The 21,678-nt window shown below is 60.4% G+C and carries 17 protein-coding genes; 9 read left to right on the top strand and 8 right to left on the bottom strand.

The window, feature by feature from the left end:
- Positions 1–67 precede the first annotated feature (67 nt).
- The 6 genes from JFT91_RS05440 to aspA all read right to left on the bottom strand — a co-directional run bounded on the left by JFT91_RS05440 (position 68) and on the right by aspA (position 9,032).
- The gene (locus JFT91_RS05440; RefSeq protein ID WP_201231757.1) at positions 68–1,099 is read right to left on the bottom strand and encodes a histone deacetylase family protein; all 1,032 of its coding nucleotides are present in this window, start codon (positions 1,097–1,099) and stop codon (positions 68–70) included.
- 164 nt (positions 1,100–1,263) lie between these two features.
- Positions 1,264–3,144: an ankyrin repeat domain-containing protein gene (locus JFT91_RS05435; RefSeq protein ID WP_201231756.1), complete on the bottom strand. Its 1,881-nt coding sequence runs from the start codon at positions 3,142–3,144 to the stop codon at positions 1,264–1,266.
- Between the two features lie 72 nt (positions 3,145–3,216).
- Positions 3,217–4,209, bottom strand: coding sequence for an AraC family transcriptional regulator (locus tag JFT91_RS05430; protein WP_201231755.1), 993 nt, complete (start codon positions 4,207–4,209; stop codon positions 3,217–3,219).
- 166 nt (positions 4,210–4,375) lie between these two features.
- Positions 4,376–5,380 (bottom strand): asparaginase, encoded by a 1,005-nt coding sequence (locus tag JFT91_RS05425; RefSeq protein WP_201231754.1) that lies wholly within the window; start codon positions 5,378–5,380, stop codon positions 4,376–4,378.
- Between the two features lie 168 nt (positions 5,381–5,548).
- The gene (locus tag JFT91_RS05420; RefSeq protein ID WP_201229395.1) at positions 5,549–6,997 is read right to left on the bottom strand and encodes an alanine/glycine:cation symporter family protein; all 1,449 of its coding nucleotides are present in this window, start codon (positions 6,995–6,997) and stop codon (positions 5,549–5,551) included.
- Positions 6,998–7,607: 610 nt separating this feature from the next.
- A complete protein-coding gene (aspA, locus tag JFT91_RS05415; RefSeq protein WP_201229393.1) occupies positions 7,608–9,032 on the bottom strand; it encodes an aspartate ammonia-lyase in 1,425 nt (474 codons plus the stop codon).
- Between the two features lie 180 nt (positions 9,033–9,212).
- Here aspA and JFT91_RS05410 point away from each other — a divergent pair, with 180 nt between their 5' ends.
- From JFT91_RS05410 to JFT91_RS05390, 5 genes are all read left to right on the top strand, one after another.
- Complete coding sequence (locus JFT91_RS05410; protein WP_201229391.1) at positions 9,213–10,121, top strand: LysR substrate-binding domain-containing protein; 909 nt, start codon at positions 9,213–9,215, stop codon at positions 10,119–10,121.
- Positions 10,122–10,453: 332 nt separating this feature from the next.
- Entirely contained in the window at positions 10,454–10,945 is a 492-nt protein-coding gene (gene purE / locus JFT91_RS05405; protein WP_007920220.1) for a 5-(carboxyamino)imidazole ribonucleotide mutase, read from the top strand.
- Positions 10,946–10,955: 10 nt separating this feature from the next.
- Positions 10,956–12,038, top strand: coding sequence for a 5-(carboxyamino)imidazole ribonucleotide synthase (locus JFT91_RS05400; RefSeq protein ID WP_201229389.1), 1,083 nt, complete (start codon positions 10,956–10,958; stop codon positions 12,036–12,038).
- A 109-nt stretch (positions 12,039–12,147) separates the two neighbouring features.
- On the top strand, positions 12,148–12,393 hold the full coding sequence (locus tag JFT91_RS05395) for a GlsB/YeaQ/YmgE family stress response membrane protein (protein ID WP_003229635.1): 246 nt from the start codon (positions 12,148–12,150) through the stop codon (positions 12,391–12,393).
- A gap of 90 nt (positions 12,394–12,483) precedes the next feature.
- Positions 12,484–13,020 carry a DUF3299 domain-containing protein gene (locus JFT91_RS05390; RefSeq protein ID WP_201147242.1) on the top strand — a complete coding sequence of 179 codons (537 nt, stop codon included), beginning with the start codon at positions 12,484–12,486 and terminating at the stop codon, positions 13,018–13,020.
- 157 nt (positions 13,021–13,177) lie between these two features.
- On the opposite strand, the gene JFT91_RS05385 is transcribed toward JFT91_RS05390, so the two are convergent.
- Positions 13,178–14,077, bottom strand: a complete 900-nt coding sequence (locus JFT91_RS05385) for a D-hexose-6-phosphate mutarotase (RefSeq protein WP_201231753.1) — start codon at positions 14,075–14,077, stop codon at positions 13,178–13,180.
- Positions 14,078–14,134: 57 nt separating this feature from the next.
- The gene (locus tag JFT91_RS05380; RefSeq protein ID WP_003229628.1) at positions 14,135–14,539 is read right to left on the bottom strand and encodes an acyl-CoA thioesterase; all 405 of its coding nucleotides are present in this window, start codon (positions 14,537–14,539) and stop codon (positions 14,135–14,137) included.
- Positions 14,540–14,914: 375 nt separating this feature from the next.
- On the opposite strand from JFT91_RS05380, the gene JFT91_RS05375 reads away from it, so the two are divergent.
- The 4 genes from JFT91_RS05375 to pstA all read left to right on the top strand — a co-directional run bounded on the left by JFT91_RS05375 (position 14,915) and on the right by pstA (position 21,594).
- A complete protein-coding gene (locus tag JFT91_RS05375; protein WP_201231752.1) occupies positions 14,915–16,213 on the top strand; it encodes an MFS transporter in 1,299 nt (432 codons plus the stop codon).
- A gap of 231 nt (positions 16,214–16,444) precedes the next feature.
- The gene (locus JFT91_RS05370; protein ID WP_034152107.1) at positions 16,445–17,446 is read left to right on the top strand and encodes a phosphate ABC transporter substrate-binding protein PstS; all 1,002 of its coding nucleotides are present in this window, start codon (positions 16,445–16,447) and stop codon (positions 17,444–17,446) included.
- Between the two features lie 427 nt (positions 17,447–17,873).
- The gene (locus JFT91_RS05365; RefSeq protein ID WP_201232241.1) at positions 17,874–19,907 is read left to right on the top strand and encodes an ABC transporter permease subunit; all 2,034 of its coding nucleotides are present in this window, start codon (positions 17,874–17,876) and stop codon (positions 19,905–19,907) included.
- Between the two features lie 16 nt (positions 19,908–19,923).
- Entirely contained in the window at positions 19,924–21,594 is a 1,671-nt protein-coding gene (gene pstA, locus JFT91_RS05360; protein WP_201229386.1) for a phosphate ABC transporter permease PstA, read from the top strand.
- Positions 21,595–21,678 lie beyond the last annotated feature (84 nt).

Here is a 21,678-nt window from a genome sequence, read left to right as displayed (position 1 = left end):
GGTGTGCGGTACATACAGCTTGCAGGCAAAAAAGACCCGCAGTTGCGGGTCTCTGGCGGCGGGCTGATTATTGGGCGCTTTCGAACCCTTCAAGCACGTTCACCGCATTGATGCCGATTTCTTCGACAGCGTAGCCACCTTCCATGACAAACAGCGTCGGTTTGCCGAGGGCGGCAATGCGTTTACCCATCGCCAGATAATCCGGGCTGTCGAGTTTGAATTGCGAGATCGGGTCGTCCTTGAAGGTATCGACACCCAGCGACACCACGATGATGTCGGCACCGTAGCGGTCGATCTCGTCGCAGGCCTGCTCCAGCGCGGCGCTCCAGGCGTCCCAGCCGGAACCGGCGGGCAGCGGGTAGTTGAAATTGCAGCCTTCACCCACACCTTCACCACGTTCATCTTCATAGCCGAGGAAGAATGGAAACTCCGCTTCCGGGTGACCGTGGATCGAGGTGAACAACACATCGTTGCGCGCGTAGAAAATCGATTGGGTGCCGTTGCCGTGGTGATAGTCGACGTCGAGGATCGCCACTTTGCCGTGGCCTTGATCGAGGAAGGCTTGAGCAGCGATGGCGGCGTTGTTGAGGTAGCAATAACCGCCCATCAAGTCGCCGGCGGCGTGGTGCCCCGGTGGACGACACAGTGCGAAAGCGCTGCGTGCGCCGCGCTGGATGGCCGCTTGGGCGGTCAATGCAACCTGCGCTGCGCTGTACGCGGCCTGCCAGGTGCCGGCGGTGATCGGTGCGCCGCCGTCGAAACTGTAATAACCGAGTTGGCCGTGCAGGCTGGTCGGTTTGATCGAGCGCAACGTGCGCGCCGGCCAGGTGTAGGGAAGCAGATCGCCGTCGGTATTGAATTCAGTCCAGCGCGCCCATGCGCCTTTGAAGAAGTCGAGATAATCGCGGCTGTGGATGCGGGCGATCGGTTCCAGACCGAAATCCTGCGGCGCCTCGACGGGCCCCAGGTTCTGCTTTTGTACGCGTTGCAGCACGTGGTCGGCGCGCGACGGCATCTCGAAGCAGGGCTTGAGCTGACCGTCGATCAATTCGCAGCGGCCATGGTGCAGGTGGTGATCGTCTGAGTAGATCGTCAGCATTTGTTGTTCTCCGCAGGGCTGATTCGGTTGTCCACAGTGTTGCGGCGCCAGCTGAATCGGAGAATGGCAGGAAAGGCCAAAAGGGGATTGATATGGCCAAAAATACTGACCGCAATTCGCCCCATCACAGACCAGGGCGCCCCTCGGTGGGGCGCCATACGGATTCAGGGACGGCTGGCGGTTTTATCCGGCGTGGCTTGATGGCGGTCAAGCGCTTCCAGCCAATCCGGCCGCTCGCGCTGCTCAAGCACCTTGCGCAACTTGCTGTAGGCATCCGCGCTGCAATCATTTCCCAGCGTCGGGTCGGCGCCTTTTTCCAGCATCAGTGTGAACAGCCCGAACATTTGCTGATGGTCGAGTTCCTTGTCGATGTTGCCTCTCGGGGCCTGGCTGGCCAGCAGATAGAGCACCGAATCCAGGCGATCACCCTTGTAGCAACGTCCGGAAGGATAGAGAAAATTCAGCTGCGCGCCGGCGTCGACCAGACGTTTTGCCGCCGGATAGTTGTTGCGGTAAATCGCTTCGTACAGCGCGGTTCGCTGTTCCTCGCTTTCCCGCAAATCGAGGTTTTGCGGGTGCTTGAACAGCCAGTTGAACACCTCTTCATCCTTGGCCGATGCTCGCTGCATCAGCAGGGTCTTGCCGCGTGCATCGGGCTCGTCGATGGCCGCCCCGGCATCGAGCAGGAACTGCGTGCGCTGAGCTTGCTGTGGATCCTTGTCGGTCTTGAGATCCTTGTTGAGTGCCTGTATCACCAGCGGTTCGCTGCCGTTGATGCCGTGGGTTTCGGCGCCACGTTCGAGCAGCAGGCGGGCGATGGCGAAGTTCGGTGCATCCAGTGCGTGCAACAAGGCACTGCGGCCGTCCTCGCCCAAGGTTTTGGCTTGCAGACCGCTGTCGAGCAACTGCCGCACGCGCGGCTCGTCCTGATTGTCGACGGCCTCGATCAATGGCCATTGGGCCTGGCACGCTTGAGGCTCGGCCTGGCTGAGGCCCAACCGTTGCACCACGCGCTCGGGCACGCTCAGGTTGCGTTGCAGGCGCAGGCCGCAATAGATCCGGTAATACTCCAGCGCCATGGCGTATTGGGTGGTGTAGGCGGGCGCTTTTTCATAGCCTCGCCAAGCCTGATCCGCGAGGTTCAAATACACCGGAATGCGTTGCGGGGCGCGACGTGCTACCTCCAGCAGCCATTGCCGGGAACCCTCATCCGGGGTCAGTTGGCTTTTCCAGAACGCAATGTCGTTGAGCTGGCCGATGAATTCTTTCTGGTCAGCACCGATGCGCCGAAAGTCCTGATTCAAAAACAGCTCATCGACTTTCTTCAGCCCCGGGCCTTTGTCGCTGGCCTGGCTCAGTTGCCGATGCAGTTCCCACAGTTGCAGGGCACCGTCGCCGGCAATATAGGGTTTTGGATCGACCTCAATGCTCAGCGGAGCGTCGGGTACTCGGTAGCGCATGGCATCCCGGGCACCTTCGACACCTTTGAGCCAGGTGTCGAGCACTGAGGCCGGGGTGTCCTGCAACGGCTGGAACGACAGCAGGTGATCGTTGCGGATCCGGCCCAGTGCCAGCAACGGCGTGCCAGGTGCGCGCCAATCGATCAGCAGGTAGCGCTTGGTTTCCCAGCCACTGCTTTTGACACAGTCGAACGTCAGCGTATCGACCACGATGCCGGGTGCGATGTCGGTGCGACTGGCCGACGAACCCAGATTCAAGTACTGGAAGTCAGTAATGCAGCTGCGAAATTCGTCGGCGGTGAGCAGCGGGATCGGCCCGAGTTTTTGCGTGCGCTCGCGGTAGTCCTGATCGCGATAGACGTTCAGGTAGAACAGACCGCGAAAGCCACTGAGCAATCCCACCAACGGCGTCGGTGTTTCGGCAGCGGCGGGCATTGGAATGATGGTTCGGGCGTACTCGGGCGTGTCGACCAGCGCTTTGGGCGGCAGCCCCCACCAGTTCAGTTCAATGGCATGGGCAGCCACGGGCAGGTTGATCAGAACAGCGAGAAGGACACGTGGTGCGCAGTAACGAAAAAGGGCCATCGAGCAAAAACACCGGCGACAGAATCAGGCCGCGTAATGTAGTGCAGTCCTCGACGCAGTGCCTGATTTATCTCAAGGCCTGAACTGACTGGGCGCGACGCCGCTCCAGCGCACAAACGCATGACGAAAACTGGCGGTCTCACTGAAACCGAGGGTTTCGGCAATGCGGTAGATCGGCAGTTGATCCTCACACAACATCTGCTTGGCTCGCTCAAAGCGCAGCTCATCGAGTAATTCCTGATAGCTGCTGCCCATGTCTTTGAGGTGCCGTCGCAGCGTGCGTGGCGAGCACTTCATCTGCTGCGCCAGACCTTCCAGCCCCGGTGCAGCATTCAGTTGCGCGCTGAGCAATTGGCGAATCCGCCCCAGCCACGCCTGGCGTCCGGTGAACTCGAGGTTCTGCTTGCGGCAACGTTCGGCCATCGCTTGGTGGGTAATGGCATCGGCCAGTGGCAGCGGTTGATCGAGCCAGTGCCGGTCGAAGGCGAACGCGTTGTCCTTGGCGCCGAAATGCAACGGGCTGTCGAAGTGTTCGGCGTAGCTGTCGCGGTAATCCGGCGCGGCATGTTCAAACCGGGTGGCCAGCAGCGGTAGCGGATGCCCAAGCAGGTCGTCGCAAATGACTTTCAGCGATACCAGGCAAAACTCGGCATTGAACGCTGCCATCGCCGGGCTCTCGCGATAATCCGCCGCGACAAACCAGATGCGCTCGCCATCGTCTTCCAGGCTCAATTCGAAAAGTGTTCCCAGCAGCGCCGGATACCGGATCGCCAGGCGCAAAGCGTCACCGAAGGTGGCACAGGTCAGCAGGGCGTAACCGAGCATGCCGTAGCAGGAAACATGCATGCGCCGGCCCAGCTCCAGGCCGATGTCATGCTTGAGTGCGACCGCGTTGGCGCAGACCTGCATCTCCTGATTGGTGGTGATTCGTGTGTCGGCACGCTGCAGATCCGCCGCACTGATGCCGCTGCCAGCAAGCAGCGCCTCGCTCGACAGACCTTCGGCCTTGAAGGTGTTGAGCACCAGGGAGACGGCGTTGAGGGTGGTGAGGTGGGAGTGGAGCATGGGAGCTTCCAGCCTTGAGAGGGCTGGAATGCAGCAATTTATATGCCGGACGAAACTCCCTTGTAGGAGTGAGCCTGCTCGCGATTACGGTCTGGCAGCCAACATCAATGTTGAATGAAAGATTGCCATCGCGATCAGGCTCACTCCTACAAGGGCGAGGCGTGTGTCAGAGGAGTTCGCCGCAGAGGTCGAGTTCGATCAGTCGGCGGACTTCAGCTGTTTCCAGCCCAGCGCCGAGCAGTCCGTGCAGCTTGCCGAACGCCGCTTCACGGGTCATGCCGCCACCGGACAACACGCCAACACCGCGCAATCGACTGCCAGCCTCGTAAACATCCAGATCGACGCCACCTTCATGGCACTGCGTGACCGCCACCACGACCACGCCGTTCTCCCGCGCGCGGCCGAGGCTGGCGATGAATTGCGGATTGTCACTCGGCCCAGTGCCGCTGCCGTAGCACTCCAGCACCAGACCCTGAATGCCACTGTCGAGCAGGCCATCGAGGACTTCGGCGCTGATGCCAGGGAACAGTGGCAACACGGCAACCTTGGCCAGTTGCTTCGGCTGGTTGTAGTTCAACGACGCAGCAATCGAAGCGGCTTTCACGCCGCCGCCCTGACGCTCCAGACGCTTGAACGGATGACGGCCGAAGCTGCGCACTTTCGCGCAACGGGTCGGCGCCAGCAGCTCACCGTGGAAGTACAGATGCACGCCCGGCGCCAGGCCTTGGCCGAGGGCTAACAGCGCGCCGCTGAGGTTTTCCCAGGCATCGCTGTCGGTGACGCCCGCCGGCAGCATCGAGCCGGTGAAACACACGCGAGCCTGCAGCCCCAGCAACTGGAAACTCATCGCGGCGGCGCTGTAGGCCAAAGTATCGGTGCCATGCAGAATCAGCACACTGTCACAGCCTTGCACATCAACAGCGTCGACCACCGCTTCGCGCAGTTGCTGCCAGTAGGCTGGGGTCATGTTGGCGCTGTCGATCAGCGGCGACATCTCACGAAAGCGCCACTGCGGCACGACCAGTTCTGGCTGACTGTGCAGGTACTCGCGCATCCGCGCTTCGAAGCCGGATGCAGGGGCCAGGCCGTTGGCGCTGGCCTGCATACCAATGGTGCCACCGGTGTAGAGCACCATGACGTGTTGGGCTGCGGGATAGGTCGACGAATTCATGGGGATTCTCCGAAAGGATACGGTCCTGTGGGAGCGAGCCTGCTCGCGAAAGCGGTGTGTCAGTCAACCTGTGTATTAACTGGCAGATTGCATTCGCGAGCAGGCTCGCTCCCACAGTTTTTTGAACTGTACCTGACGGGCGCAGGGGATGCGCCCGTCATTCACCTGTCAGCGTTGCGCTGCAGGCACGCCTTGCGGCTCGGCTTCAGTCTTGCCGGTAGCAGCAGACGGGTTGGCCGGCCAGGCGTTCAGGTCGAGGTCCAGATCAGCAAATTTGCTGGAGTCGAACACTGGCTGTTTGACGCCGGCGCGGCGCTGCCCGTCGTAGTCGCGCATTACGCGCATGCCGACCTTGAACAGCATGGCCAGGGCCACTAGGTTGACGAAGGCCAGGCAGGTCATGGTGATGTCGGCGAAGGCGAACACGGTCGAAAGATCCTGCATCGAACCCCATACCACCAGCGCCAGCACCAGGCCGCGGAAAACCATCAGCGCGGCACGGTTGCGGGTGAGGAACTGCAAGCTGTTCTCGCCCAGGTAGTAGTTGTAGAGGATGCAGGTGAAGACGAACAGCGACAGCGCGACGCTGACGAACATGCGACCCCAGTCACCGACCACGGCGGCCAGCGAGTTCTGGGTCAGGACGATGCCGTCACCTTCGAAGCCCGGCGTGTAGAAACCCGACAGCAGGATCAGCAGCGCGGTGCAGGTGCAGATCACGAAAGTGTCGAGGAACACGCTGAAAGCCTGAACCACGCCCTGGGCGCCAGGGTGCTTCACGGCGGCCACAGCGGCGACGTTCGGCGCACTGCCCAGGCCCGCTTCGTTGGCGAACACGCCACGCTTCACGCCCATGACGATGGCACTGCCGAGCAGGCCACCAAAGGCCGGGTCGAGACCGAAGGCGCTCTTGAAGATGGTTTCCAGCATGGCTGGCACGTGTTCGATCTGAGTGCCGATCACGTACAGGGTCACGCCGATATAGGCCAGGGTCTTGATCGGTACCAGCAGGTCGGACACCGAAGCGATGCGCTTGATGCCGCCGATGAAGGTGATGGCCAGCAACACCGCCAGGACGATACCGGTGTGTTGTGGGTTAAAGGCAAAGGCGTTTTGCAGCGAGTGCGTCACGGTGTAGGACTGCAGGCCAATAAAGGCGAAGCCGTAGGTGACCAGCAGCAGTACGGAGAACACCACTGCCATGCCTTTGAGTTTCAGGCCGTGCTGGATGTAGTAGGCCGGACCGCCACGGTACAGGCCATCGCCTTCGGCGCGCTTGTAGACCTGGGCCAGGGTGCACTCGAAGAAGCTGCTGGACATACCGACCAGTGCGGTCACCCACATCCAGAACACCGCACCTGGACCACCGAGGGTCACGGCGATGCCGACACCCGCGATGTTGCCTGCACCGACACGGCCGGCGAGGCTGAGCATCAGGGCCTGGAACGAGCTGAGTTGCCCGGCGCTGCCTTTCAAGCTGTCGCGGAACACCGCGAACATGTGGAAGAAGTGGCGCAGTTGTACGAAACGCGAGCGAATCGTGAAGTAGCTACCGAGCCCTACAATGAGCACGATCAGTACTTTCCCTGAGAGGAAGTCGTTAATGACTTCGAGCATGGATTTTTCCTCGCTGTTTTTTGTGTAAGCAAATACTGGGTGGTCAGAAACATCGCGTTACACCGGTTTGCGCGCGGCACAACAGGTGGGGCGAGGGTTTCGTCCCGGATCCATTTCGCGGGTTTGTTATTAGTTCGGGTTTCGCATGGGTTATGGCCTCGTTACCGACGACCGCTCACGCGAAGAGGGGCGGCACTATACCGATCAGTGACGCGCCCGTCTGCACGGTAGTGGTGCAAGCGACGAAAACGAAGCTTTGAAGCACCCGACGTTACCGGCGCCGGGCTTGTACGGGGACTGCTCCTCTATGGACTCAACCCCCGTGGCGAGGGGATTCATCCCCGTTCGGCTGCGAAGCAGTCGCAAAACCATCGCACGCGGTGTACCTGATACATCGCGATAGCAGGTATTGGGGCCGCTTCGCGACCCAACGGGGATAAATCCCCTCGCCACAAAGGCTTACCTCCACATTGTTCAGTCCCCAGACATACGGGTCTCAGGATCAAACAGTTAAAAAAAAGGGCTTGGGGACTAAATCCCCAAGCCCTCAAAAGGTGAGAGGTGTCTAGTCCCTCGACCTGGTGAGCGGTGCTACAAGTAACGTGTCGGTTCAGCCTTTAAGCGGAACCAGACGCGGAGCAATCATGTTTTCCGGGCGCAGGATGTCGGCGAGCATGGCTTCGTCGAGCAGGCCTTCTTCGCGCACCAGTTCCAGCACGCCGCGGCCGCTTTCAAGAGCGAGGCCGGCGATACGGGTGGCGTTTTTGTAGCCGATGTACGGGTTCAGTGCGGTGACCAGACCGATCGAGTGCTCGACCAGTTCACGGCAGCGCGCTTCGTTGGCGGTGATGCCGACGATGCAGTGCTCGCGCAGCATGTCCATGGCGCGTTGCAGCAGGCGGATCGAGTCGAAGATCTTGAAGGCGATCAGCGGCTCCATCACGTTCAGTTGCAGTTGGCCGCCTTCGGCTGCCATGGTCAGCGCCAAGTCGTTACCGATGACCTGGAAGGCCACCTGGTTAACGGCTTCCGGAATAACCGGGTTGACCTTGCCAGGCATGATCGAGCTGCCTGGCTGACGCGCCGGCAGGTTGATTTCATTGATGCCGGTGCGTGGGCCGCTGGACAGCAGGCGCAGGTCGTTGCAGATCTTCGACAGCTTCACCGCGGTGCGCTTGAGCATGCCGGAGAACAGTACGAAGGCGCCCATGTCGGAGGTCGCTTCGATCAGGTCGGCAGCAGGCACCAGCGGTTGACCGCTGATCAGCGCCAGACGCTGTACAGCCAGCGCTTGATAACGCGGGTCGGCGTTGATGCCGGTACCAATGGCGGTGCCGCCCAGGTTCACTTCAGTCAGCAGTTCCGGGGCCAGCGTCTTCAGACGGGCCAGGTCTTCGCCCATGGTGGTGGCGAAAGCACGGAATTCCTGACCGAGAGTCATCGGCACGGCGTCTTGCAGCTGGGTACGGCCCATCTTCAGGACGTGGTTGAATTCCTGGCCCTTGGCCGCGAATGCCTGAATCAGGCTGTCGAGGCTGGCCAGCAGCGCGTCGTGACCCAGCAGCAGACCCAGGCGGATAGCCGTTGGGTAAGCGTCGTTGGTCGACTGCGCCATGTTGACGTCGTCGTTCGGGTGCAGGTACTGGTATTCGCCTTTCTGATGACCCATTGCTTCGAGCGCAATGTTGGCGATCACTTCGTTGGCGTTCATGTTGGTGGAAGTACCGGCGCCACCTTGAATCATGTCGACCACGAACTCTTCGTGGAAATCACCGCGGATCAATCGTGCACAGGCTTCGCTGATGGCAGCGTGCTTGGCTTCGCTCAGATGACCCAACTCACGGTTGGCGTCAGCAGCGGCCTGTTTGACCATCGCCAGACCGACAACCAGTTTCGGGTAATGCGAAATCGGAACGCCGGAGAGACGGAAGTTGTTCACCGCTCGCAGGGTCTGGATGCCGTAATACGCTTGAGCCGGTACTTCGAGGGCGCCAAGCAGGTCGTTTTCTGTGCGGAAAGATGCAGCGGAGGACATGATAGAAATCATCTCGATATGGACCCGGTCTATGCCGGAACGCTGCGAATGCTAGGCTTGTGGGAAATTTTGGGCCAATGCTGTTAAGCACTGGCCTATGCACATTCGGCATAATGCCCGTGTGACGCCGCGTGCGCGGCAGACGTGTGACCTGTTTTGGTGCGTGTCCGGGAGGACGTGATGAATCTGGAAAGCAAATGGCTCGAGGACTTCAGTGCTCTGGCCGCCACCCGCAGCTTCTCGCAGGCAGCCGAACGGCGCTTCGTGACTCAGCCGGCGTTCAGTCGACGGATCCGCAGTCTGGAGGCTGCGCTGGGGCTGACATTGGTCAACCGCTCGCGCACGCCGGTCGAATTGACGGCGGCGGGGCAGTTGTTTCTGGTGACCGCGCGCACCGTGGTCGAACAGCTCGGCGAAGTATTGCGCCACCTTCATCACCTTGAAGGCGGGCAGGGTGAAGTGATGCAGGTTGCGGCCGCTCACTCGCTGGCGTTGGGCTTCTTCCCACGCTGGATCGCGCAGTTGCGTAATGAAGGGCTGAACATCGCCACGCGGCTGGTCGCGACCAACGTTGGCGATGCGGTGCATGCGTTGCGCGAAGGCGGTTGCGATTTGATGCTGGCGTTCTACGACCCGGACGCTGCCATGCAGATGGACCCGGAGATCTTCCCGTCGCTGCACCTGGGTCAGACTGAAATGCTTCCGGTGTGCGCGGCGGATGCCGATGGCAAGCCGCTGTTCGACCTTGAAGGCGACGCCAGCGTACCGTTGCTCGCTTACAGCGCCGGGGCATTTCTCGGGCGTTCGGTGAATGGCTTGCTGCGTCAGCGAGCGTTGCGCTTCACCACGATCTACGAGACCGCGATGGCCGACAGCCTCAAAAGCATGGCGCTGGAAGGGCTCGGCATCGCCTGGGTGCCGCAACTGAGCGTGCGTGCTGAACTGGCGCGCGGCGAACTCGTTGTCTGCGGCGGCCCGCAATGGCATGTGCCATTGGAGATCCGCCTCTATCGCTGCGCCTTGGTGCGCAAGGCCAACGTGCGACTGCTGTGGCGCAAGCTTGAAGGCGGCGCCGCGCAAGCTTCCTGACTTGCACAAAGATCCAATGTAGGAGTGAGCCTGCTCGCGATAGCGTCAGCACATTCAGCGATGATGTGACTGATACACCGCTATCGCGAGCAGGCTCACTCCTACAGGGGATTTGTGATGTCTCGGCGCTGACCTCCAAGTCAATAAAACCGGGCATTTGCGGCAGATGACAGATGGTCGTGCAGGGGGCTGTTTATTGCTTTCTTTGCGGTATACTGCGCGGCCTTCGGCCGGTACGTCCGGCCATTTTTCGTACAATCAAGCCACGCAACCTGCGTGGCTTGTTGTTTTATGACGCGCCTGCGGGCGCTCCAGAGAGAAGAGGCGCGACGATGAGTGCACTGGTTGGCGTGATCATGGGCTCCAAGTCCGATTGGTCCACCCTTAGCCACACCGCCGATATGCTGGAAAAGCTCGGCATCCCTTACGAGGTGAAAGTGGTCTCTGCCCACCGCACCCCGGATCTGCTGTTCCAGTACGCCGAAGAGGCCGAAAGCCGCGGCATCGAGGTGATTATCGCCGGCGCCGGTGGCGCAGCTCACTTGCCAGGCATGTGTGCGGCCAAGACCCACTTGCCGGTGCTGGGTGTGCCGGTGCAGTCGGCCATGCTCTCGGGCGTCGATTCGCTGCTGTCGATCGTGCAGATGCCAGCGGGCATTCCGGTTGCCACCCTGGCCATCGGCAAAGCCGGCGCGATCAACGCCGCGCTGCTCTCGGCGAGCATCCTCGGCGCCAAGCATCCGCAGTTCCACGCGGTACTGAAAACCTTCCGTGCCGAGCAGACAGACAGCGTCCTGGACAATCCAGACCCACGTATTGCCTGAGGTTGTTGAGATGAAGATCGGTGTAATCGGTGGCGGCCAGTTGGGCCGCATGTTGGCCTTGGCGGGCACCCCGCTGGGCATGAACTTCGCTTTCCTCGACCCTGCGCCGGACGCTTGCGCCGCGGCGTTGGGCGAACACCTGCGGGCCGATTACGGCGATCAGGATCATCTGCGCCAGTTGGCCGATGAAGTCGATCTGGTGACCTTCGAGTTCGAAAGCGTCCCGGCCGAAACCGTCGCGTTCCTCTCGCAATTCGTGCCTGTCTATCCGAGTGCCGAAGCCCTGCGCATCGCTCGTGACCGCTGGTTCGAAAAGAGCATGTTCAAGGATCTGGGCATCCCGACTCCGGCGTTCGCCGACATTCAGTCGCAAGCCGATCTGGATGCCGCCGTGGCCTCGATCGGTCTGCCGGCCGTGCTGAAAACCCGCACTCTGGGTTACGACGGCAAGGGTCAGAAAGTCCTGCGCAAGCCGGAAGACGTGGTTGGTACCTTCGCCGAACTGGGCAGCGTTGCCTGCCTGCTGGAAGGCTTCGTGCCATTCACCGGTGAAGTGTCGCTGATCGCCGTGCGTGCTCGCGATGGTGAAACGAAGTTCTACCCGTTGGTACACAACACCCACGACAGCGGTATTCTCAAGTTGTCGGTGGCCAGCACGGATCACCCGTTGCAGGCGTTGGCGGAAGACTACTCGAGCCGTGTGCTCAAGCAGTTGAACTACGTTGGCGTGATGGCGTTCGAGTTCTTTGAAGTCGACGGTGGTCTCAAGGCCAACGAAATCGCCCCGCGTGTACACAACTCCGGGCACTGGACCACCGAAGGCGCCGAGTGCAGCCAGTTCGAAAATCACCTGCGCGCCGTTGCCGGCCTGCCGCTGGGTTCGACCGCCAAGGTCGGCGAGAGCGCGATGCTTAACTTCATCGGCGTTGTTCCGCCGGTTGAAAAGGTCATCGCCATCGAAGATTGCCATCTGCACCACTACGGCAAAGCCTTCAAGGCCGGGCGCAAGGTCGGTCACGCCAACCTGCGCTGCGCCGACATGGCCACGCTGCAGGCGCAGATCATCAAGGTCGAAGCGCTGATCGCCGAGTAAAACAGTTTCATGTGGCAGCGGCGGAACCATTGCGGGGCCGCCGTTCTCTCATGGCAGGATGCGAAAGTCTGACTAGGCTTCGCATATCGACCATTAAGAGGGAAATGTCATGGGAATTATCGGAACCATCTTTATCGGCTTGATCGTCGGCCTGTTGGCTCGGTTCCTGAAACCGGGCGATGACAGCATGGGCTGGATCATGACCATCCTCCTCGGTATCGGCGGTTCGCTGGCAGCTACTTACGGCGGCCAGGCTCTGGGCATCTATCAGGCGGGTCAGGGTGCAGGCTTTATCGGCGCACTGGTCGGCGCGATCGTTTTGCTGGTGATCTACGGTCTGATCAAAAAGAACTGATCCAAAGCGACAAAGCCCTCTCTGCCAAACAGGCGGGGAGGGCTAGAATGCTCGGCGACTGATTGTCCCTTCCTTTTACCGAGCTCCTCCATGCGCCGCATTTTGTTGACTCTCCTTTTCCTCGGCAGCGGTTTGGCCCACGCTGGCGAACTGCCGGAAACCGACTGGCTCGAACTGATGCCCAAGTCGGACCAGAAGGCCCTCGAGGCCATGCCTGAAATCGACCACAACTCCCCCGAAGCCACCGGTACCTTTACCGAGAAGGGCGGGATGAAGCAGGCCAAAGGTCTGCCGGCGGTGATGTATTCGACTAAAACCGTGGCGTCGATGAACGACAAGCACATCCGTATCGGCGGTTATCCGGTGCCGCTGGAATCCGATGCCAAGGGCCGCAGCACGTTGTTCTTCCTCGTGCCGTACCCGGGCGCATGCATCCACGTGCCGCCACCGCCGCCGAATCAACTGGTGCTGGTGCGTTATCCGAAGGGCTTGAAACTGGATGACATCTACACACCGTTGTGGGTAACCGGCACGCTGAAAGTCGAAAAGGTCAGCAATGATCTGGCTGACGCGGCGTATGCGCTGGAAGCAGACAAGGTGCGGGTGGTGCAGGAATCTGATCTCTAGACCTGCACAATAAGCCCTGTGGCGAGGGGATTTATCCCCGTTGGACTGCGCAGCAGGCCCAGCTCTTGATTAAAAAGCGGGGGCCGCTTCGCGACCCAACGGGGATAAATCCCCTCACCACAATTGCCCGCTGCCACATTTCGTTCTGCGCTAGGGTTTAGAGCGGTTTGCTGCCGACACTCACACCCATTGTATGGCTCGCACCCGGCGCCAGATCCACCACGTCATCCATCACATTCGCCGTTTCGATGCACAACATGCGCTGCCAGCCATCGTTGTCCATGTCAGCCAGCGCAGCCGCGCGGTCGATCCATGGGTTCCAGATCACCGCTGTGCGCGAGCCGGTGGCCGTCAGCACAATGCGCCGTTCCCACGTCGGATCAACAATGCTCAGCTGCGGCGGAGCGTCGAGGTAGATGCGGTCGGTCTCACCGGCAAAATGCAGATCACCTTGCTGAGTGGCCGTTTTCCAGTCATCCAGCGTCTCGATGTAATTCAAACCATCCACACCGTCGACATGCACATTGCGCACATCGCTGACCGCGAAATAGGTGTGCAGCGCCTGGCTGATGCTGACGGTCTCGCTACCCCGGTTGTGGCTGGTCAGGCTGAAGTGCAGTTGATCGGCCAGATGCAGGGTCAGGGTCAGATCAACCTGATGCGGCCAGCCTGGCAAGCCACCTTCGGGGGCGGGCAGCTTGAATTCGACCTTGATGCCGTCAGCCTCTGATTCGATGCCGCCCAACGCCCAATCCATCGCCCGCACCAGACCGTGCGCGGGTGCCGGTTGCTCGCCGGTGTACATGGCCTGCACGCTCTGCGGGTTGCGTTCGAACTTGCCGAACCACGGCCAGCACACCGGCACGCCGGCGCGGATGCTTTTGCCGGTCTTGAACTCGGCCTTGTCGTTGAGCCAGATGATAGGTGGCTGGCCATCCATCTGATAACTGAGGATGTGCGCGCCTTGCTGGGCTACCAGCACTTCGGCCTGACCGTGGCGGATGCGCCAGCAATTCAGTTCATCCAGTTTCACCGCTTCAACGTTGGGCGTGTTCATGGGACAGCTCTCGATCAGTAACAAGGACAACTATCGACCGTCAGACGGCCGCGATGTTTAACGCGCGCGCGGTGGCACCGAACGGGTGCGGCCGCTGCCGTCGATGGCAACGAAGACGAACACCGCTTCGGTCACTTTACGCCACTCGCTGGACAGCGGATCGTCGCTCCACACTTCGACCATCATCTGGATCGAGCTGCGACCGATTTCCAGGGTCTGGGTATAAAAGGACAACTGCGCGCCGACGGCCACTGGCACGAGGAACGCCATGCGGTCGATGGCGACGGTCGCCACACGGCCGCCGGCCACGCGGCTGGCCATCGCGGTGCCGGCCAAATCCATTTGCGCCACCAGCCAGCCGCCGAAAATATCGCCAAAGCCGTTGGTTTCGCGCGGGAGTGCGGTGATTTGCAGGGCCAGGTCGCCTTGCGGGATCGGATCTTCTTGTTCGAGCTCTATCATGCCGGGGGTGCCTCTGACCCGTGACTCTTGTTGGTATTGCTGGTGGTAGCCGTCTTCAGGAAAAACGATTCAGCACCGAACATACTACGTTCGTCACGTTTTCCATAAGGCGCCTGAAGGGAAACTCTGCGAAACCGGCTGCTCCCGAGCAAAGGGCGGGCCAACGACGTTTTCGCACAGCAACCCCCTACAAACCGGAGCAGGTTGCGAGTATATCGGTCGGTAGACTCCACGACGACCATCCGGTTCTCATTTCGACCGTCAAATACGCGCCTCTATGTGCTTTTTCGAACAATTTGCTATGGTGCCGAACCTGCCCAAGCCACCGCCAGCGTTGTTGTGGCGGCAGATCCGACTATAAGAGAAGCCCTTGCCATGACCACAGCGCCTTCGAGCCTCGCGCAGCCCGAGCAACCCGCACGACCGTTGACCCGCAATGACTACAAGACTCTGTCGCTGTCCGCCCTCGGTGGCGCGCTGGAGTTTTACGATTTCATCATCTTCGTTTTCTTCGCCACGGTGGTCGGCAAGCTGTTCTTCCCGGCTGACATGCCCGAGTGGCTGCGCATGATGCAGACCTTCGGCATTTTTGCTGCCGGTTACCTGGCGCGGCCACTGGGCGGCATCGTCATGGCGCATTTCGGCGACCTGCTGGGACGCAAGAAGATGTTCACCCTGAGCATCTTCATGATGGCCGTGCCGACGCTGATCATGGGGCTGCTGCCGACGTATGCGCAGATCGGCCTGTGGGCGCCGATCCTTCTTCTATTGATGCGCGTGATTCAGGGCGCGGCGATTGGCGGCGAAGTGCCGGGAGCGTGGGTCTTCGTTTCCGAACACGTGCCGCAAAAGCACATGGGTTACGCCTGTGGCACGCTCACCAGTGGCCTGACCGCCGGCATCCTGCTCGGCTCGCTGGTCGCCACCGCGATCAACAGCATTTATACGCCTGCCGAAGTTTCCGATTACGCGTGGCGAATCCCGTTCCTGCTCGGCGGTGTCTTCGGTCTGTTCTCGGTGTACCTGCGCCGCTGGCTGCACGAAACCCCGGTGTTCGCCGAACTGCAACAACGCAAGGCGCTGGCTGAAGAAGTGCCGTTGCGTGCAGTACTGCGTGACCATCGTGGGGCGATTGCGATCTCGATGCTGCTGACCTGGCTGCTGTCTGCCGGGATCGTCGTGGTGATTCTGATGACCCCGACCGTGCTGCAAACGGTCTATAACTTCTCGCCGACGGTGGCGCTGCAATCGAACAGTCTGGCGATTGTGTTCCTGAGCATCGGCTGCATTATCTCCGGCGCGTTGGCAGATCGTTTTGGTGCCGGCCGTGTGTTCGTATTCGGTTGCCTGGGCTTGCTGATCAGCTCCTGGACTTTCTATCACAGCCTCGCCGCTCACCCGAATTGGCTGTTCCCGCTGTACGCGCTGACCGGTTTCCTGGTCGGCACCATCGGTGCGGTGCCGTATGTGATGGTTAAAGCGTTCCCGCCGGTGGTGCGCTTCAGTGGTTTGTCCTTCTCTTATAACGTTGCCTACGCGATTTTCGGCGGCCTGACGCCAATGGTGGTCAGCCTGCTGCTGAAAGAAAGCGCGATGGGGCCTGCCTACTACGTGGCGGTGCTGTGCACGGTGGGGATTCTGGTAGGAGCGTGGCTCTGGAAGAGGGGGCGCTGATCCGAAATCTGCTCCAGTAGTACCGGCCTCTTCGCGAGCAGGCTCGCTCACACATTGGAATGCATTTCAATTGTGCGAGCGAGCCTGTTCGCGAATGGGGCACCACGAATCATCCAGTAAAAACCGAATGCTGGCCTTTCATCCAATTGTCATATTTCAGCCATAGAGTGTTCACACGGCCTGCTGATACTTGGCCCCGACTTAACACACCCTATCTGCTAGGAGTAAGGCATGAAACTGAAGCGTTTGATGGCGGCAATGACTTTTGTCGCTGCTGGCGTTGCGACTGCCAACGCGTTCGCCGCTGTTGACCCTGCTATCCCGAGCTACACCAAGACCACTGGTGTGTCGGGCAACCTGTCCAGCGTCGGCTCCGATACTCTGGCCAACCTCATGACCCTCTGGGCTGAGAACTACAAAAAAGAATACCCGAACGTAAACATCCAGATTCAGGCCGCTGGCTCCGCCACTGCGCCACCTGCGTTGACTGAAGGCACCTCCAACCTGGGCCCGATGAGCCGCAAGATGAAGGACACCGAACTGGCTGCCTTCGAGCAGAAGTACGGCTACAAGCCAACCGCTATCCCGGTTGCCGTGGACGCCCTGGCCGTGTTCGTACACAAAGACAACCCGATCCAGCACCTGACCATGGAACAGGTTGACGCGATTTTCTCGTCGACCCGTCTGTGCGGCGCCAAAGCCGACGTGAAAACCTGGGGTGACCTGGGCGTGACCGGCGACCTGGCCAACAAGCCAGTGCAACTGTTCGGCCGTAACTCGGTATCCGGCACTTACGGCTACTTCAAAGAAGAAGCCCTGTGCAAAGGCGACTACAAGCCAAACGTCAACGAACAACCAGGCTCGGCTTCGGTCGTGCAGTCGATCAGCTCCTCGCTGAACGGCATCGGTTACTCGGGCATCGGCTACAAGACTGCCAGCGTGAAGACTGTTGCTCTGTCGAAGAAAGGCAGCACTGACTTCATCGAAGACACCGAAGAAAACGCCCTGAACGGCAAGTACCCGCTGTCGCGTTTCCTCTACGTTTACGTCAACAAAGCCCCGAACAAGCCTCTGGCTCCGCTGGAAGCTGAGTTCGTGAAACTGGTGCTGTCGAAACAGGGCCAGGAAGTTGTGGTGAAAGACGGCTACATCCCGCTGCCAGCCAAGGTTGCTGCAAAAGCACTGGCTGACCTGGGTCTGCAAGAAGGCGGCGCTGAAGTCGCAAAGAAGTAACAAATTGAGTCCGGGGTGAACCCCGCCGGACTCAAGGAAAAAGGCCGGATCTGCTAGCAGGCCGGCCTTTTCCACACCTCAAATTTTCGATCCGCTGCCAGTGCCCGCTGGCGGTGGATTTGGTGCGTCACTGCATTGTCATCTTTCTGTCATACAGGATCGCTAGGGTGTGCGCATGAATGATCTGGCCAATTCCACAATGACTACGACTTCCCCTCCCAAGCGCATTGATTTCAATACGCCTGAGCTGCAACGCAAGCGCCGCATTCGCGCGCTCAAGGATCGCTTCACCCGCTGGTACGTCCTCGTTGGCGGTCTGGCGGTGCTGGCAGCCATCACCCTGATCTTTTTCTTCCTCGCCTACGTGGTTGCGCCGCTGTTCAAGGGTGCCGACCTGACCGCGAAAGACGCCATCACCCCAGCCTGGATGCAAGACGCCGGCAAGCCGCTGATGATTTCGCTCGAAGAGCAGAATCAGGTGGCCATGCGCGTTTCCGACAAAGGCCAGGCGCTGTTCTTTGATATCGACAGTGGCGCTGAATTGAAGCGCGTCGATCTGCCGGTCCCGGCCGGCACCACCGTGACCGCCATCGGTGAAGACCAGCCAGGTCATCCGCTGGTGGCAGTGGGTCTGTCCAACGGTCAGGCGCTGGTGTTCCGTCACACTTATAAAGTCAGCTACCCCGACGGCAAGAAAACCATCACCCCGGCCATCGAATACCCGTACGGCAACACGCCGATCGCGTTGAACGAAAGCGGCGGTGCGCTGGAACACGTCAGCCTCAACGCCACCGATACCAGCCTGATTCTGGTCGGCTCGACCGGTTCGCAACTCAATGTGTTGTCGCTGACCAGCGAAGAAAACATGATGACTGGCGAAGTCACCAACGAGCAGAAGCGCATCGATCTGCCGCAGATGACCGAGCCGGTGAAAAACATCTTCGTCGACCCGCGCCAGCAATGGCTGTACGTGGTCAACGGGCGTGCTCAGGCCGACGTGTTCAGCCTGCGCGACAAGAGCCTCAACGGTCGCTACAAACTGCTGGAAAACGCTGACGCCGAAGTCACGGCCACCACGCAATTGGTCGGCGGTATCTCGCTGATCGTGGGTGATTCCAAGGGTGGCCTGGCCCAGTGGTTCATGGCCCGCGACACCGACGGCGAGCTGCGCCTGAAGCAGATCCGTACCTTCCAGATGGGCACCGCGCCGATCGTTGAAATCACTGCTGAAGAACGCCGTAAAGGCTTCCTCGCGCTGGATGCCAGCGGCAAGCTTGGCGTGTTCCACAGCACCGCGCACCGTACGCTGCTGGTTGATCAGGTAGTTGATGGCCAAGGCGTATTCGGTCTGTCGCCGCGCGCCAACCGTGTGATCGTCGAAGCCGGCGGCAAGCTGCAACCGCTGCTGCTCGACAACCCGCACCCGGAAGTATCGTGGAGCGCGCTGTGGAGCAAGGTCTGGTACGAGAACTACGACGAGCCTAAATACGTCTGGCAATCGACCGCCGCCAACACCGATTTCGAACCGAAACTGAGCCTCTCGCCACTGACCTTCGGCACCCTGAAAGCCGCGTTCTACGCGATGCTGCTGGCCGCACCGCTGGCCGTTGCCGCCGCGATCTACACCGCGTACTTCATGGCCCCAGGCATGCGCCGCAAGGTCAAACCGGTCATCGAGCTGATGGAAGCGATGCCGACGGTGATCCTCGGCTTCTTCGCCGGCCTGTTCCTCGCGCCTTATGTGGAAGGGCATTTGCCGGGCATCTTCAGCCTGCTGATGCTGCTGCCGATCGGCATTCTGGTCGCCGGTTTCACCTTCAGCCGTCTGCCTGAATCGATCCGCCTGAAAGTCCCGGACGGTTGGGAAAGTGCGCTGCTGATTCCGGTGATCCTGTTTGTGGGCTGGCTGTCGCTGTACATGAGCCCGTTCATGGAGAACTGGTTCTTCGGCGGTGACATGCGCATGTGGATCTCCCACGACCTGGGCATCACCTACGACCAGCGCAACGCCCTGGTGGTTGGTCTGGCCATGGGCTTCGCGGTGATCCCGAACATCTATTCGATTGCCGAAGACGCCGTGTTCAGCGTGCCGCGCGGTCTGACCCTCGGGTCGCTGGCCCTCGGCGCCACGCCGTGGCAGACCATGACCCGCGTGGTCATCCTCACCGCCAGCCCGGGGATCTTCTCGGCACTGATGATCGGCATGGGCCGTGCGGTCGGTGAAACCATGATCGTGCTGATGGCCACCGGTAACACCCCGGTCATGGAAATGAACCTGTTCGAAGGCCTGCGCACCCTGGCCGCCAACGTTGCGGTGGAAATGCCCGAGTCGGAAGTCGGCGGCAGCCACTACCGCGTGCTGTTCCTCTCGGCGCTGGTGCTGCTGTTGTTCACCTTCGTCATGAACACCCTGGCAGAACTGATTCGTCAGCGTCTGCGCAAGAAATACTCGTCGCTTTAAGCAAAGGTAGAAGTCTGTGAAACAGAACTCCCTGAAAGGATGGTTCAAGAGCGGCGCCCCGGGCGTCTGGATCAGCGGTGGCGCGGTGTCCATCGCGGTCATCATGACCATTGGCCTGTTGGCGGTCATCGCTGTGCGCGGTCTCGGTCACTTCTGGCCGGCAGATCTGATCCACGCCAGTTATGACGTCCCGGGCCAGGCCAATCACCTGGTCGTCGGTGAAGTGGTACAGAAGGAAGAAGTGCCGCGCGCCCGCCTGAAAAGCGCTGGTTTGCCAGTGCCGGATCAAGGCCCGGAGTTCATGACCCGCGAGCTGATCAAGGTCGGCAACCGTGACCTGAACGGCAACGACTTCACCTGGATTGTCGGCGAGTGGTTGACCAACCAGACCACGCCGCCAGAGCTGATGGCGATCGAGCGTCGCGAGTGGGGCAACTTCTACGGCTACCTGGTCAACGTCAAACAGGACGGCAAAGTCATCGCCGAGGGCGAGGCTGCGTGGCCCGAACTGCAAGCGCGGATCAACCGTGTAAACGGTCTGGCTGCTCAACTGAAGTCGCTGGAAAAAACCGATATTGGTGCGATCAACGCAGGCCTTGAACGCATCCGTCTGCACGGTCGGAAACTGGAACTGGAAGGCAAGCTCGACGCCACCGCACAAGCGGACATGGAATCCGAGCGCGCCGAGCTGAATGCGCGTTATCAGGACATCGAAGCGCGTCTGGCCGATCTGCATGCGCAGTTCAACCGCGACGCTTTGACCGCCCGTGATGCCAACGGCAAAGAAATTGAGATCGGTCTGGGCAAAGTGGTTCACGCCTACCAGCCGAACGCGATGAGCACCTTCACCAAGGTCGGTTTCTACTTCAGCAAGATTTGGGAATTCCTTTCGGACGACCCGCGTGAAGCGAACACCGAAGGCGGGATTTTCCCGGCGATCTTCGGCACCGTGATGATGACTTTGATCATGGCGATGATCGTCACCCCGTTCGGCGTGTTGGCGGCGGTGTACCTGCGTGAATACGCCAAGCAGAACACCCTGACGCGGATCATCCGCATCGCGGTGAACAACCTCGCTGGTGTTCCGGCGATCGTTTACGGCGTGTTCGGCCTGGGCTTCTTCGTTTACGTGCTCGGTGGTTCGGTCGACCGCTTGTTCTTCCCGGAAGCGCTGCCGGCACCGACCTTCGGTACGCCGGGTCTGCTCTGGGCGTCGCTGACGTTGGCATTGCTGGCGGTGCCGGTGGTGATCGTCGCGACCGAGGAAGGTCTGGCACGTATCCCGCGCACCGTTCGTGAAGGCTCGTTGGCCCTCGGTGCGACCAAGGCTGAAACCCTGTGGAAGATTGTGATCCCGATGGCCAGCCCGGCGATGATGACCGGCATGATCCTCGCCGTGGCTCGCGCCGCCGGTGAAGTGGCACCGCTGATGCTGGTGGGTGTGGTGAAACTGGCGCCGTCGCTGCCGGTGGACGGCAACTACCCGTACCTGCACCTGGATCAGAAGATCATGCACTTGGGCTTCCATATTTATGACGTCGGCTTCCAGAGCCCCAACGTCGAAGCGGCCCGCCCGCTGGTGTACGCCACGGCACTGTTGCTGGTGCTGGTAATCGCCACGTTGAACCTGTCGGCAGTGTGGATCCGTAACCACCTGCGCGAAAAATACAAAGCACTGGATAGCTGATTTCTTATGTAGGAGTGAGCCTGCTCGCGATGGCAACACCACGGTTTGATAGACAAACCGTAGCGCCTGAATCGCGAGCAGGCT

Source organism: Pseudomonas sp. TH08, from assembly GCF_016651275.1.
GTDB lineage: Bacteria > Pseudomonadota > Gammaproteobacteria > Pseudomonadales > Pseudomonadaceae > Aquipseudomonas.
This window is presented reverse-complemented; position numbering and strand designations above follow the sequence as displayed.

Coding starts and splice junctions, on each gene's coding strand:
- JFT91_RS05370 (WP_034152107.1), top strand. CDS start 16,445: ATGAAACTGAAGCGTTTGATGGCGGCAATGACTTTTGTCGCTGCTGGC.
- JFT91_RS05440 (WP_201231757.1), bottom strand. CDS start 1,099: ATGCTGACGATCTACTCAGACGATCACCACCTGCACCATGGCCGCTGC.
- purE (WP_007920220.1), top strand. CDS start 10,454: ATGAGTGCACTGGTTGGCGTGATCATGGGCTCCAAGTCCGATTGGTCC.
- JFT91_RS05375 (WP_201231752.1), top strand. CDS start 14,915: ATGACCACAGCGCCTTCGAGCCTCGCGCAGCCCGAGCAACCCGCACGA.
- JFT91_RS05420 (WP_201229395.1), bottom strand. CDS start 6,997: ATGCTCGAAGTCATTAACGACTTCCTCTCAGGGAAAGTACTGATCGTG.
- JFT91_RS05390 (WP_201147242.1), top strand. CDS start 12,484: ATGCGCCGCATTTTGTTGACTCTCCTTTTCCTCGGCAGCGGTTTGGCC.
- JFT91_RS05410 (WP_201229391.1), top strand. CDS start 9,213: ATGAATCTGGAAAGCAAATGGCTCGAGGACTTCAGTGCTCTGGCCGCC.
- JFT91_RS05385 (WP_201231753.1), bottom strand. CDS start 14,077: ATGAACACGCCCAACGTTGAAGCGGTGAAACTGGATGAACTGAATTGC.
- JFT91_RS05395 (WP_003229635.1), top strand. CDS start 12,148: ATGGGAATTATCGGAACCATCTTTATCGGCTTGATCGTCGGCCTGTTG.
- JFT91_RS05400 (WP_201229389.1), top strand. CDS start 10,956: ATGAAGATCGGTGTAATCGGTGGCGGCCAGTTGGGCCGCATGTTGGCC.
- JFT91_RS05425 (WP_201231754.1), bottom strand. CDS start 5,380: ATGAATTCGTCGACCTATCCCGCAGCCCAACACGTCATGGTGCTCTAC.
- JFT91_RS05380 (WP_003229628.1), bottom strand. CDS start 14,539: ATGATAGAGCTCGAACAAGAAGATCCGATCCCGCAAGGCGACCTGGCC.
- JFT91_RS05430 (WP_201231755.1), bottom strand. CDS start 4,209: ATGCTCCACTCCCACCTCACCACCCTCAACGCCGTCTCCCTGGTGCTC.
- JFT91_RS05435 (WP_201231756.1), bottom strand. CDS start 3,144: ATGGCCCTTTTTCGTTACTGCGCACCACGTGTCCTTCTCGCTGTTCTG.
- aspA (WP_201229393.1), bottom strand. CDS start 9,032: ATGTCCTCCGCTGCATCTTTCCGCACAGAAAACGACCTGCTTGGCGCC.
- JFT91_RS05365 (WP_201232241.1), top strand. CDS start 17,874: ATGCAAGACGCCGGCAAGCCGCTGATGATTTCGCTCGAAGAGCAGAAT.